Here is a 14,019-nt window from a genome sequence, read left to right on the forward strand (position 1 = left end):
AGATATACTTGCTACGTACCAAGTTTTCATGATTGATTATTTTTATATTTAACACGATTATTATCTGAACTATTTTGACTTCATATATTACTAATCCTTTATCAAATCAATGAGAGTATCTATATTTCATTGTGCAGATAATCTATAGTAGAAACTATACTACCTAAACTCTTAACGTAACGATTTTATTTAAGAGCAGCCTGGATAGTTGATAAGCGCTGAAGAAGATATCATTGTATACCAATACCGCCTTTATATAATTTAAGTCCTATTTCTGTTTATGCTGATAAACAATTCATAATAATTTTACTATATGCTTTTTAACAGTTTTATTTTTTTAGGCTTACTGCTCATTACATTTATATTATATTATACGCCTGCTTTGTCTCGCTTTCAGATATTGATACTCATTCTATCAAGTTTAGTATTTTATGCTTATAACCAACCTGCCCTCGTCTTACTGCTTTTATCATCAGCATTAATTAATGTATTGACAAGTTATTATGTGGCTAACCTAGTAGGAAACCGCAGAAAATATATTGCCACGGTAGGTGTTGTTTTAAATCTAAGTATTTTGGCATTCTTCAAATACGGCGCTTTATTAGAAAGTACTTTAATCGATACAAATTTTCTGGTTAATATTCCTTTACCAATTGGGATTTCATTCTTCACATTCGAAGGAATTAGCTTATTAGTCGATACGTATAAGGGCAATAATAAAAGCCACGTTCAATTAGTCGACAAATCTCTGTACGGACACGCGAAAAAGACGCTGTTTTTTATATCTTTTTTTCCGCATTTAGTAGCAGGACCTATTTTAAAAGCCAACGATTTCTTCCCACAAATTCAGCGCAAACACCTTAAAGACATAAACTATGATTTTTGCTTCAAAAACTTAGTGATTGGTTATTTTTTAAAAATGGTGGTAGCGGATAATTTAAACGACCTAACCTACAAAATTGCCTATCCGTATTTCGAAGCCCTATCCTCAGTAAATCTTATAGTCATGCTTTTTGGTTACTCCTGTCAAATTTTTGCCGATTTCGCAGGGTATTCCCTAATTGCTATAGGCCTGGCGTGTTTATTTGGCTACAGATTTAATGAAAATTTTAACTTTCCATACATTTCTACTTCATTTAAAGAATTCTGGAAACGCTGGCATATTTCATTATCATCTTTTTTGATGGAATATCTATATTTCCCGTTGGGCGGCAATCGAAAAGGAAGAGCACGAACTTACGTTAATTTGATGATTACAATGTTCTTAGGCGGCCTATGGCATGGTGCTGCCTGGAGTTATGCTGTTTGGGGTATATTTCACGGACTAGCGTTAGTAGTCGAACGATTTCTAACAAAACGTGTAAAGGTCGGAAACAATAGTCTGCTAAAAATTGGCAAGGGAATCATAGTATTTTCTTTTGTAAGCCTTGCCTGGCTATTGTTCAAGTTACCTGATTTCGCTCAGGCGGTTTATTACTTTGCCAGCATAGCTGGAAATACGTACATCAAAAATTCATATTTTGAAATTTTCTATATCTTATTATACTGCTTACCGGTGGTTCTGTATCATGCTCACTATTTAATGAAGTCATATAGAATTCCAATTCTATTTAAACAGCAGGAGTACGTTTATTATGCCCTTATGCTCTTTTTTATATTAACCAATAGCGGGAATTCTGGTTCATTTATCTATTTTCAGTTTTAATTAAGGAGTTGTAATGATACGTAATGCTCTACTTACTTTTGTTTTGCTTTCGGGTATCTTTTGTACACTGGTGCAGCTATTTATTCCCGGTGCTCAATTCTCCCCCAAACGAACCTGGCAGACTAATTTAATTAAAGCACAGACTTTTGTTTATAATCCTGACGCATTTGAAAACATTATAGTTGGTTCGTCACTCTCGGCAAACGTAAATATTACAGGGTGCTATAACCTAAGCCTATATGGACTAAGCATTTACGATGGATTGCATGTGATTTCGCAGACTAATCATCGCATAAAAAATATATTTATAGAAACAAATTTTATGTTAAAGGATGAGAACAAAGAATTTAACGATCAATTAAATTATACTATTCCTTTCTATTTAAAAAAATATATACCTGCTCTGCGCGATGGTAAGCAGCCGATCGTGATGGCAGTAGAATCAATACGTACTATTTCAGCCAAAGACAAAAAAAGCGCACAAACCAATACGCCTGTAAGCGAGGAATTGTTCGATCAATTACTCAATGATTACGTAGACTATTATTCTAAAATACCTACATCCGATTCGCTAACCTATTATACCACACAGCTGAAAAGCTATACGAATTCACTCGAAGCCAAAGGGGTTCGTATCCATTTTTTTGAAATGCCTATCAATGAGAAACTTTGTGATTTACCGAAAGCAACAACGATACGTAACGCTTTGTATAAAAACTTTCCCCCATCAAAATACAGGTACATAGAACAGCCAAATTGCGCCATTTACCATACAACAGATGGCGTGCATTTGAGCGAGCCGGAAATTATTCAGTATACGGCTTATTTCAATGAAAATTATACAATTCACCCATAGTGATATATGCAAAAATGTACCTATTTTGAATCTCATTTCCCATTTAATAGGATTTTAAGAATAATTAGTAATTTTTAGTGGAATTTATTCTTAAAAAATAATAAAATATAGAGATTCTCTGTTAGCAGACTATACTTTATCCCTATTAGTCATGCAACTCTCTATCATTAGCCAAATTCTGGCCGAAAACGACTATGTCCAGCAGGTTGTAGCCGGGCAAGGTCCTTCCTCACTGGTAGCCGCCCATAGGCGGTTAAACAAGCTGGCCAATCAATTGAAACGCTATAATCCCAGCAAAACAAGTTATTGTCTGGTCTGCACAATTTTGGCAAACAGCGCTCAGAATCAGCTCAATCAGCTTCGATATCTTTACAACCGAGCGGGCTGGGACAAGCACTCCAGAACTCAATATTATTTATCGTTTGAGCAGTTACAGTATCAGATTAACCTGGCTACTTCATTACTCTCATAAACTAAAGCCCTACCTACTTAACCAGCAGTAGGTAGGGCTATCTAATCCGTTCCAGTTTTTTGCAACTAAAGCTTCGCAGCTTCAATTAATACAGGAGGCCATACTGACGCCTATACAGCCGGATTCCCAAACTTTGCAGTTTTTGACTCAAATGTGACGTATGAATAGTAGCAGAGAAAAGACCTTTGATACGTTCAAAGTTTCTTTCCTCAGAACCTAAATTCATACCACTATGTACCGCTTATCACACACACTCCTGACACTGGCGCTTGTACTATTTGTACTGGCTATCAGCCTGACTCTCATAGCTGCTTGCTGGCTAATAGCTACCTATTTACTAAAGGAGTCGGCACTAATCACGTTGCCTTCAGTATAGGTCCGGTTGTTACGTTGTTATGGCCGAATGAGTCGCTTTCTTAGTATTTCAGGCTAACGCGAGTTAAGCAGCAGTTTCACTACCTCCAGTAAGGAGGTGTCGGCTAACGAATAATGTATTTCCTGCCCCCGGCGTGTGCTGACCAGAATACCTCTATCTTTCATTTTAACCAGATATTGCGACAGCAACGATTGTTCGATCTGAAGTTGTTCCTGTAAAGCAGATACGTTTAGAGAGGGTTGCTCAGCCAAGGCTAATAAAATACGAATTCTGCCAGGGTGAGCAATGGTCTTTAGGATCTCAGCAGCCTGATCAGTCTTTATGTCATCCATTGGTGTAATACTATTTACGTTGAGTAATTGAGAACGGGTATGGGATGAAGGATTATATCCATTCTCATAGGCTAATCATTACATACACCAAGTGCCAAGTAGTTAACCCAATCTTTATGATCCTTGTTTTGTAGAATCGATTAAAAGATAGATTTTGGGTATATAGTCCAGAAGGATATACAGGTATCTTTATCCACACCCACTACAGATAACCGATTCATAAAGCAATCTGGAAAAGTTGTCGAAAATCAGCTAATGAGCTGACAATGGTCATATGATAAACTGGCCAGAGGAGCCAACTTTGTTCTATCAAACGTACGCATTTGGTACTACATGGATTGGTAGGGGATAAGCTAGCGTATGGAGGGTGAAAGATTTTTTAGGTTATGAGGAAAATAGCGAAACGCCCGGCCACTTTGAGCCGGGCGTTTTTCGTATTCCGTTCATCGATAACTGACTTTCCACAACGTATCCGCACTCTAATTCAGTACGTAAGATAGCTACGGCAAAGACCTTAACCCGTCATTTCCATTCACCTTTTCAAGTGAATCAGTGAACTGACCAAATCCGGCAACACTGGCAAACAGCATTTGCGGACTGCCATACAATCGAATTTTATAACATAACGATACGTACAGTGTTAGTAGTGGAAAACACCTAATTTCATTATAAAACAACAACGTCATGGGTAATCTTTTGTATACAATCGCCGTCGTGCTGATCATTATCTGGTTGCTGGGTTTTTTAGGCTTCAATAGCTTTGGTCTGGGTGGCATTATTCACGTTCTGCTGGTCATTGCTGTTATTATGATTATCCTGCGATTGATTCAAGGGAGAAGCGTCTAAACGGTTTTAGTAATACGACAAAGGCAGGAAGTCAGCTCATCAAGGGTTGATTTCCTGTTTTTTGTTTATGGGCTGGTGCAATCCTATTCACCTGCCAGGGGGAAACGGAAGTAAAAGCACATTTCTTTACCTTCGCCCCATGAAAAGAACCTATTACCTCTTTCTGACGGCTGCTTTCCTGACGGCCTTTTATAGCCATTCAATTGCTCAATCAACTGATTGGGTGGAGTATGTCAATCCACTTATTGGCACTGACTCAAAACCCAGCCTGTCGAACGGGAATACCTATCCGGCCATAGCACTCCCCTGGGGTATGAATTTCTGGATGCCACAAACAGGACGGATGGGCGACGGATGGGCTTATACCTATGCGGCCGATAAGATTCGAGGATTTAAGCAAACACACCAGCCTTCTCCCTGGATGAACGACTACGGTCAATTTTCCATTATGCCTCTCACAGGCAAACAACGTATCAATGAAAACGAACGGGCGAGTTGGTATTCGCACAAAGCGGAAATTGCCAAACCCTATTATTACAGCGTTTACCTCGCCGACCACAACGTAACGACCGAAATAACCCCCACTGAGCGAGCTGCCTATTTCCGCTTTACGTTTCCTGAAACTGATAGTTCATTTGTGGTCATTGATGCGTTTAACAAGGGCTCATACGTCAAAATCATACCAGCGGAGCGAAAAATTATTGGCTATACAACCCGTAACAGCGGGGGCGTGCCCGCTAATTTTAAAAACTATTTTGTCATTTATTTCGACAAGCCATTTACAAAAGCTCAGGCCTGGCACGATAGCGTCGTAACGAACACCCTGGAAACGCAGTCGGCACATGCCGGGGCCGTTATTGGTTTTAAAACTGCCAAAGGTGAGCAGATACAGGCTCGGGTTGCTTCGTCCTTCATCAGCTACGAACAGGCTGAACGTAACCTCGGCGAAATTGGGAATGATACGTTCGATGCCGTCCGGCAAAAAGCAAAAGCCGCCTGGAACAAAGAACTGGGCCGTATTCAGGCAGAGGGCGGTACGTTAGCACAGTTGCAGACGTTTTATTCGTGCCTATACCGATCGCTACTGTTTCCCCGAAAATTTTATGAACTCGATGCCGCCCAAAAAGTCGTGCACTATAGCCCGTATAATGGGCAGGTGCTGCCTGGCTATATGTTTACAGACACGGGTTTCTGGGATACGTTCCGGTCGCTGTTTCCTTTCCTGAATCTGATATATCCGTCGCTGAACGCGCAGATGCAGGAGGGTTTGGCTAATGCGTATAAGGAAGGCGGCTGGCTGCCGGAGTGGGCTAGTCCGGGTTTGCGCAATACGATGATCGGCTCTAACTCGGCTTCCATCATTGCCGATGCCTACCTGAAAGGCGGCCGAGGGTACGACATCAATACGCTCTATGAAGCCATACTGAAAAACTCAGAAAAAGAAGGACCCATGGATGCCGTTGGCCGCCGGGGCGCTACGTATTACAACGAGTTGGGCTACGTACCGTACGATGTCAAGATCAACGAAAATGCCGCCCGAACGCTGGAATACGCCTACGATGATTTTGCCATTTATCAGCTGGCCAAAGCCCTGAAACGACCTCAGTCTGAGCTGGATCGATTTGCTAAACGGTCTCAGAATTACCGCAATCTGTTCGACCCGGCAACAGGGTTGATGCGCGGCAAAAACAAAGACGGATCGTTTCAGTCACCGTTCAATCCGTTCAAATGGGGTGACGCATTTACGGAAGGTAACAGCTGGCATTACACCTGGTCGGTTTTCCACGATGTGCAGGGTCTGGTCAATCTGATGGGTGGCCGACAAAAATTTGTGGCCAAACTCGATTCTGTTTTCACACTTCCCCCAGTTTATGACGAGTCGTATTATGGGAGCGTAATCCACGAAATCCGGGAAATGCAGATTGCCAACATGGGTCAGTATGCCCACGGGAACCAGCCTATTCAGCACATGATTTATTTGTATAACTACGCTGGCGAACCCTGGAAAGCGCAGTATTGGCTTCGCGAAGTTATGAACCGGTTGTACCTCCCCACGCCCGATGGCTACTGTGGCGACGAAGACAACGGACAGACATCGGCCTGGTACGTATTTACTGCAATGGGCTTTTATCCTGTCTGCCCCGCTACCGACCAATACGTGTTAGGTACTCCGCTCTTCAAAAAAGTGACGGTAAAACTCGAAAACGGGAAGCAGCTCGTGATCAGTGCGCCCAGCAACAGTGCACAAAATCGGTACGTCAATACGTTGCAACTAAACGGTAAAGCTTATAATAAAAACTGGTTGAGCCATCAGGAGTTAGTAAAGGGAGCGGTGCTGAATTTTACCATGTCGGCAACACCCAATCGGCAACGAGGTGTTCAGCCCGAAACGTTTCCGTATTCCTTCTCAACAGAAGGCAAAAAATGATTTTCCTATTCTGATTGATAAGGTATGGCTTATGCCCACGTTACGTTCGATTGCGGCCATAAGCCATACCTTATACATCCCTTTTGTTTATGCCTCTTTTCGTTATTGTGCGTCACGGTCAATCGCAGTGGAATGCTGAAAACCGCTTTACGGGTACTACTGATACACCGCTAACCGACCTCGGCCGCCACGAAGCGCATGAAGCCGGGATACTGCTGAAGTCACATCAACCGCCAAACTTTGGCATTGGCTTCACGTCAGAGTTAGAGCGGGCTATTGAAACGATGGCGATTATTCTGGAGGAAATTGAGCAAACCGATTTGCCTGTAGAACGAAATGCTGCCCTCAACGAACGCATGTATGGCGATTTGCAGGGGATGAACAAGGAAGAAGCGCAGGCGCGGTTTGGCGAAGAACAGGTTTTTAGATGGCGACGTGGCTATGCCGATACGCCACCGCATGGCGAGAGTCTGGCCGATACGCATGTACGGGTCACTGCCTATTTTAAAACGGTAATTCTGCCCCATTTACAAGCCGGACAACCCGTATTGGTTGTAGCTCACGGCAATAGCCTTCGCGCGTTGATGATGGAACTGGAGCACATAAGCCCCGACGACATTGAAAAAGTCGAACTGGCAACGGGTATTCCGCGCCAATATGAATACGACCAGAAAACGGGCGTTTTTAACCTATTGCCCAAGTAGCGATTCAACAGAGCTAATTACTCCCAGGCAAACCTGAATGTTGTTTTTCCTTTCGCCGACAGTGCCGTCTTAGTCAGCAAAATGCGCTGGATAGGCTTACCGCCCCAGTTACGGTTGAAGGCTTCATCATCGATGGTGGTCAGCGGTACGGTTTCTACCGTGGCTTTCCAGCTTTTAGGATCATACTGTAGCACGACGTTACGTTCCGGAGTTTTGAACGTAATTTTCCCCGGTACTGACGTATCAAGCGGGCAGATGGTCATCAATGATTGCTGCACCGAATTAGGTGTTTTCCCCAAAATGTAGTCGTCGGTAATGAGTACGGATTCGGTACGTCGGTCCAGTTGCACCGTCCGGTTCCAGGTCTGAACGTCTGCCGTAGAGGGGTAGGCTTTTGCCAGGTTCATAGCCAGCGACGCACCTTTGGGTGTCAGGCTGTAACGTACATTCTGGGCCTCAAAAGCCCGGCCTGCCGGTTGACCCGCTCCATTGATAATGGGCAGATTATGAAAATTTGACTGCGTATACCACAAACTATACCGTTTGCCTGAGAACGTATTAGCCGTATACGTACCCCGTCCTACGTCGATAACAATCGGCTTTCCATTAGCATACAGAATAAAATCGCCGACATCATTGTGATTATGACTTTCGTCATTGTGTCCCCCGTGTGTTGCTACGTAGAGCCCTTTATCCGAGCGGGCCGTCATAACCTGTACATCCGCAAACCATACATTCGATACCTCATGAAACGTAGCAGCAGCCTGTGCAGTGATCGCTGTAACAGCCAACAGATTCTGAACCCGACGCTGCCGGTGAAAGCCATTGTTCGACGCTACGTTGCCAAACGCCCGATAGGCCCATTGTCCAAACCGAGCCAGCGTATCATCCTGGATTCGCTTCCCGAACCGGTAAAGCATTAAGCCATCCGGCTTGAGGGTCGGGTCGGCATCGGCAAAATCCACGAAATAATCCTGCGCAATATGCATTTTGTAAACGTACGAAGCCATGTTCCGAATGAGCGGCTCCTGATAAATATCTACCTTTCCGTTCGTAGCGCTATGCAGTAATTCAAGGGCGTCGAACACACAGGCACCGGCGGCAAACCAGTAACTTGGGCCTTCATCGCAGCCGCCATCGTCGCCCAGGCCATTCAGATACAGATCAAGCCCTTCCATGGCCGAATGAGTCATCTGGCTCCGGCGGTTGGCGTCGGATTCAAGTAATAACGTAGCGGTTAGCCAGTTGGCCATAATCCAGGGATTCCAGTTATTTACCTTCGCCCCTTTTTTCAGATAACCGTACCGATCTGGCTGAGTAGTCAGTGGCTCAAACAACCGCTGATTGGTTTCATAGTAAATTCGCGGGCGAACTAAAGGCGACGCTTTTGCCAATTGATCGCCAAGTAAATAATCGGTCAGGGCGAGCGTAGCGGCTGTTTCGGCCGCGAATAAATCGACCGTTCGGTCTTCCACATTGGGCAATCCGCTTCCCATTTTCTGGCCACCCAGATGCGCCGGTATGCCCCAGAAACTCTCTTCACAAATTGACCAGACCCCATTCAGAACAGCATCCAGAAAGCGACCTTTTCCTTCAATTGATTCGGCCAGCGCCAAGGTTAGCAGTTGATTCCGTTTGCCAAACGACACTTGCTCGTAACGTGTGCGATTGGCCGTACGAACGTATTCTAATGTAAGAGTAGCGGGTAGCGACGCAAATTCTTTTTGAGCGGCTACTTCCCCTGCTTTAATTAATTCCTGCTGGAGACTATCCGGCAAAGCTTTCTGCCAGGCTTCGGGTGTTTTAGGGTAAGGTGTCCAGGCCGTTCGGGCCACTAATGCCGACTGAATGGCCTCAAGAGAATAATGAGTTGCCAGTATATTACGTGGGTTAACCTGTGCATACGTAACGCACGCTATAAAAAGCAGGGCATTTACTAAGTAATATTTCATAAAATGATTCAGACTTGGCAGAAACACTATTCGTGTAACCATTCGAACCTGTCAGCCACTAGGTTAGCACAAGTGGTAAGCTAACTTAACAGCATTTACGATAGCTAGACCCCAATCAATAAAAACGATACTTTTCCCTTTTTACCCCTGTCGATAAAGACCTGAATATAGTCGGTAATTGATTTTAAGAGAATTGAGCCTGTAGTTAACTAATGTGTCACCAGCAGTTTATGTACCTGAATAGTATTTTTCGATTATTTACGTACCCCTATTCTGCTGATTGACGGGTTGGTCAGAGTGACCGTTGGAGAAAGAGTGAAAACTAATAAACCGATTTTTTAGAAAAATTTATATTAATTATTGCCATAATTATAAATTACCAGGCAGGTTTTTTTGTCGAAGATAGGGCAAAATCTGACCTCTCCAAGCACCATTAAATAATTTTCTCGATAAATTTAGTCAACTACTGGTTACTTATAACGTATTAAAATAAGATAATATAAATACGTCGGTTTAATAAAATAGACTATTTATATACCGTTTTTCCAGATTTGTAAATTCCTTCCAGACTATTCTTCTCTATTCCTTACGTTTCCTTGTGTTAGTTTTTCGAACGAATAGCCTAATTGGTATAAAACGCCAGGATAGTCTGGTCATAGAGCCGACAAAAGATCACCCGCTGGGTCTGGAGACAGAGTATCAGCTTGTTAGAGAAAAATCGTTTGGAAGCAGATGAAAACAGCCACTTTATTTTGTGGCAAGTGCCTTTATCCCGATGCTGAAAATCGGGTAAATAGGTTGGATGTGAAGAGTTGGGAAGTGATCAGTTATCGGTTTTTAATACACTACCGTACAGTAAATAAAAAGCTCTAACGTGGATTTTCACCGTATATACGTATCACCTATAACCTAACGCTGTACGTCAAACAAAATGAATTATGAAAATCCAACTAAATCTACCACTGCCTGGAACTTACATCTATTCTTATCCGACCTTTCTTGATTCACCTCAACGCATTTGTATTCACGGCTTTACGCCTGACTCAACGTATGCATTTGTCAGCTACCCGAATCACCCCAACCGAAAGCCTCCGCAAGCCATTAAGGTAAGCTGGTTCAAAACAGTTACTCTAAAGAAACTGAACGACTGGTCAGTCATCAGCAAACAATTATGCCTGAATTAAGGCCGGTGAATCAGGCAATGTAATATCAACTATACAGTCTAATTAATTGAACGCTCTTTTGACGGTTAGCCAGGTATCTTCACTTAGCTAACCGTCAAGCCATCGAAACCAAAACCAACGTATCGTCCTCCTATCATTATACCAGGGTCTGAATAGAAAACACGTCCAGCTTCGATTTTCTAAAATTTCGCATCCGTTTTAGCACCGCGTTTCCGTTCGACGAACCCCCGTCGTTTGTATTTCCTTCGACCGTTTCGAACAGGTCATCCTCTACAGCCGTAATAATTCCGGTATGAGTCCAGTCGTTGGGGGATCTTTGTAGCAGAAAAATATCGCCTGGCTTTACCAGGGATGGGTTGTTGCGGATTTGCGTATGCCTGAACAGAATACCTTTTTCCAGCCCGGTTGTCCCTACCGTATCGCAACTGTAGCTTTGCGGCATGAGTTTCCTGAAATCTTTCCCCTGCGCCGAAGCCGCCTGATCGATGATGGATTGCACAAACCCCATACACCAAAGCCAGTCTGCTCCTTCGTTTCCGTCCATGTAGGCACGTACCCAAGGGCCAGAATTCGGTTGCTGATTGATTACCAGCTCAAACGGATGGCTGGGCAGATGATTTTTGGCCGTATTGACAATTAGCTGTCGCAAATCGGGACCTGTCGACTGTTTTGTAAATGCATTACGCATCGGGGCGGTCAACAGGCTAAACGTTTCCTCATCTACAATACCGGTTTGCGTCAGACCTTTTACTTCCTGAAAATTTTTAACCGCCTTTTCGGTTGCTTTGCCAAAATCGCCATCAATACCGGTCGCCGTGGCCGCAGCTGGATTTATAATTGAAAAAAGGGTGAGCCAGGACTGGATTTTCCGGACATCTTTCTTTGTATTCGCAGCGCCGTCTTTTTTCTGTGTGCCGCTGATAACCAGTTCTTTTTCAAAAAAAGTTTTTAACATAAAGATAGGGTTATAGGATTAAGTACAAGGTGTTACGGAACCATTATCCCGTTTGCATTCACGGGTTGGGTCAGCATCCAGTTGTTGGCGTTAATCTGATCGAGGAAGCATTGCGTTCGGTAAATCGTTTTGTGCAGAATAACCTTTTTATTGGTACGTAACCACTCATGGCGTGTTTTCACATAAGCTTTTATCCACGCTTTTTCGTCGCCCCCGCTCGACGGTGGCATTTCCGGAAAGCGCTCCCTCAGGGCAGGCGGCACACAGCCCGAATGGATAAAGCTGTCGTATATGACCAGTAAACTGAGGGGCAAAGTAAAGTCGAGTGTTGTAAAAAAAGCCAGTGCCGGTGTGTAATACAGTACGTCGAAAAACTCATCCTGTACTGCTCGCATAATCGCATCCTGCCGGGCCGCTTTTCGTAGCAGGTCTTTAAATTCACTATCGTCGGCCAGCGGCACTTTACCGATTTTGGTCCGATACGGTTTAAAATCGCTGGCAAAAACCCCGTTTCGGGTAATATACATCTCAATCAGGGTCTTCAGGTTGCCCTGCTCGGTGGTCTGACTACGCCCGTAGGTGATTTGCCGGGAGTCATTTTTGCCATCTTTCAATACGACCAGCGCATCGTATTTCCCCTGAAGGCTACTGGTTTCAAATACATTGACTATTTGTTCGACCTTGTTTTTTACGGCAGCGGTGATCATGATGTGCAGGGTTTGGGTGAGGATGGCTTACGGAAGCACAGCCCATACGTATCGTATAGCCATAGACTGGCGGATACTACGAACTAAGCATCGGTAAAATTTTAGACAAATGTTATATACAGTTTTTCGGAAACCCGCGCTCTTTTGAGCGAATGGTCGAAAGACGGTACGGAATTGCTTTTCACACCCAACAACCTGAGTATTAGCCTAGTGAACGGGGGCCTGAAATAAAAAATAATCGTAAATCGTGCGGGCCAGATGAGCAATGGTTGCTTCCCGTTCGGCAAGTGGCTGCGGGGATGCCCCTATAAAAACAGCAATGGCAATGTGGCCCGCGTCGCCGGGCAACGTAATGATGCCTACATCGTCAGTGGCGTTGTTATCCAGCGAACCTGTTTTGTGGGCAATAATTGTTTCGGGAGGCAGATACCCTTTTAGACGGTTTAAGCCGCCCCGGCAGCGCTGCATAACGGCCAGCAACGTATCCCGACTAGTCGGCTGAATGGCTTTGCCACGATAAATCTGAGTCAGCAGGTTCACCATCGCTTCCGGGGTCGACGTATCGCGCAGGTCATTTTTAAATTTCAGATCAGCGGCTTTGCGCGACTCCGGCGTAATACTTTTCTCCAGATTGGCATAAAAACCCAGCGTCCACTGGTCTGTGGGAGGCAACGTAATCCCGTCCATATCGGCCAGTAATTGAATAATTGTCCGGTCGACCGACATTCCCTGAACACCTAACTCGTTCAGCCGGTTCTGAACGGCCTGGGTTCCTCCTGCGTGCCGGATCAAAATATCTGTTGCCGAGTTATCACTAATCACCATCATCAGTTCGAGCAGATTCTGAACCGATAACTGAACGCCGGGCTTCGCAAATAACACATCCAGTGTACCGCTGCCGGGGTGTAGGTCTGAAGGTTTCAGATCGGTCATGGTCATGAGCGACAGTTCTCCTTTTTCGATCCTGTTGAAAAGCTGCGCAGCAATAGCCACTTTAATGGTACTGGCCATCGGAAACCGCTCTTGTGGATTCAGGCTTAACTGTTTGCCGCTTTCGAGGTGGAGCGCACATACGCCTACCCTGCCTTTAGCCAGCTTTGCAATACGTTCCAATTCCTGTTGTACCCGTTGCGTCGCTACGTCAGAAGCATTCTTAACAGCTGAACCGGTCTGTGCCCGAAGAATAATTGGGTTAGTTATAAAAAGCAATCCAATAAGCAGTGTTGTGACGTAGCGTAAGCTCATAGTTCGTTTAAAGTACTAGATATGGAAGTTATTAATCTGTTTTTATAGTTAACCTGGCTGTTGCAGAAATCGGAACCCGCTAATCAATGAAGTCTATTATTCCCGGCTTTCTAACTCTATCCAGCTAAAAATGTAATCCGGTCTTCCTGCTCATTGATTGCCCCACTACGTTTGCGACTGTATTAGTGGCCTGATGCCTCGGTGGGCAAATGTCACAGCAATTATATACTAGAAAAAGCGCTATCCTTTTATGAAAA

The 14,019-nt window shown here is 44.1% G+C and carries 13 protein-coding genes; 8 read left to right on the forward strand and 5 right to left on the reverse strand.

Going from position 1 to position 14,019, the window contains the following annotated elements; genetic code table 11:
- Positions 1–313: 313 nt before the first annotated feature.
- From LN737_RS00090 to LN737_RS00105, 4 genes are all read left to right on the forward strand, one after another.
- On the forward strand, positions 314–1,705 hold the full coding sequence (locus LN737_RS00090; RefSeq protein WP_405515109.1) for an MBOAT family protein: 1,392 nt from the start codon (positions 314–316) through the stop codon (positions 1,703–1,705).
- 70 nt (positions 1,706–1,775) lie between these two features.
- On the forward strand, positions 1,776–2,561 hold the full coding sequence (locus tag LN737_RS00095) for a hypothetical protein (protein ID WP_405515110.1): 786 nt from the start codon (positions 1,776–1,778) through the stop codon (positions 2,559–2,561).
- Positions 2,562–2,712: 151 nt separating this feature from the next.
- On the forward strand, positions 2,713–3,033 hold the full coding sequence (locus LN737_RS00100) for a hypothetical protein (RefSeq protein WP_405515112.1): 321 nt from the start codon (positions 2,713–2,715) through the stop codon (positions 3,031–3,033).
- 232 nt (positions 3,034–3,265) lie between these two features.
- Complete coding sequence (locus tag LN737_RS00105; protein ID WP_405515114.1) at positions 3,266–3,409, forward strand: hypothetical protein; 144 nt, start codon at positions 3,266–3,268, stop codon at positions 3,407–3,409.
- Positions 3,410–3,462: 53 nt separating this feature from the next.
- Here the strand turns inward: LN737_RS00105 and LN737_RS00110 are convergent, their stop codons facing one another.
- Complete coding sequence (locus LN737_RS00110) at positions 3,463–3,741, reverse strand: helix-turn-helix transcriptional regulator (protein WP_405515116.1); 279 nt, start codon at positions 3,739–3,741, stop codon at positions 3,463–3,465.
- 684 nt (positions 3,742–4,425) lie between these two features.
- Between LN737_RS00110 and LN737_RS00115 the strand changes: the two genes are divergently transcribed.
- From LN737_RS00115 to LN737_RS00125, 3 genes are all read left to right on the forward strand, one after another.
- Complete coding sequence (locus tag LN737_RS00115; protein ID WP_381501511.1) at positions 4,426–4,587, forward strand: lmo0937 family membrane protein; 162 nt, start codon at positions 4,426–4,428, stop codon at positions 4,585–4,587.
- A gap of 139 nt (positions 4,588–4,726) precedes the next feature.
- Positions 4,727–7,015 carry a GH92 family glycosyl hydrolase gene (locus LN737_RS00120; RefSeq protein WP_405515118.1) on the forward strand — a complete coding sequence of 763 codons (2,289 nt, stop codon included), beginning with the start codon at positions 4,727–4,729 and terminating at the stop codon, positions 7,013–7,015.
- An 89-nt stretch (positions 7,016–7,104) separates the two neighbouring features.
- Entirely contained in the window at positions 7,105–7,719 is a 615-nt protein-coding gene (locus tag LN737_RS00125) for a 2,3-diphosphoglycerate-dependent phosphoglycerate mutase (RefSeq protein WP_405515120.1), read from the forward strand.
- A 17-nt stretch (positions 7,720–7,736) separates the two neighbouring features.
- On the opposite strand, the gene LN737_RS00130 is transcribed toward LN737_RS00125, so the two are convergent.
- A complete protein-coding gene (locus tag LN737_RS00130) occupies positions 7,737–9,671 on the reverse strand; it encodes a heparinase II/III family protein (protein WP_405515122.1) in 1,935 nt (644 codons plus the stop codon).
- A 938-nt stretch (positions 9,672–10,609) separates the two neighbouring features.
- On the opposite strand from LN737_RS00130, the gene LN737_RS00135 reads away from it, so the two are divergent.
- The gene (locus LN737_RS00135) at positions 10,610–10,855 is read left to right on the forward strand and encodes a hypothetical protein (protein ID WP_405515124.1); all 246 of its coding nucleotides are present in this window, start codon (positions 10,610–10,612) and stop codon (positions 10,853–10,855) included.
- Between the two features lie 136 nt (positions 10,856–10,991).
- Here LN737_RS00135 and LN737_RS00140 read toward each other — a convergent pair whose 3' ends face one another.
- The 3 genes from LN737_RS00140 to bla form a co-directional block, all read right to left on the reverse strand.
- Positions 10,992–11,810, reverse strand: a complete 819-nt coding sequence (locus tag LN737_RS00140; RefSeq protein ID WP_405515126.1) for a peptidoglycan-binding protein — start codon at positions 11,808–11,810, stop codon at positions 10,992–10,994.
- Positions 11,811–11,842: 32 nt separating this feature from the next.
- Positions 11,843–12,517 carry a chitosanase gene (locus LN737_RS00145; protein ID WP_405515128.1) on the reverse strand — a complete coding sequence of 225 codons (675 nt, stop codon included), beginning with the start codon at positions 12,515–12,517 and terminating at the stop codon, positions 11,843–11,845.
- A 207-nt stretch (positions 12,518–12,724) separates the two neighbouring features.
- On the reverse strand, positions 12,725–13,762 hold the full coding sequence (gene bla / locus LN737_RS00150) for a class A beta-lactamase (protein ID WP_405515130.1): 1,038 nt from the start codon (positions 13,760–13,762) through the stop codon (positions 12,725–12,727).
- Between the last annotated feature and the right edge of the window lie 257 nt (positions 13,763–14,019).

The sequence above is a fragment of the Spirosoma sp. KNUC1025 genome (assembly GCF_045160025.1).
In the GTDB taxonomy this organism is placed as follows: Bacteria; Bacteroidota; Bacteroidia; order Cytophagales; family Spirosomataceae; genus Spirosoma.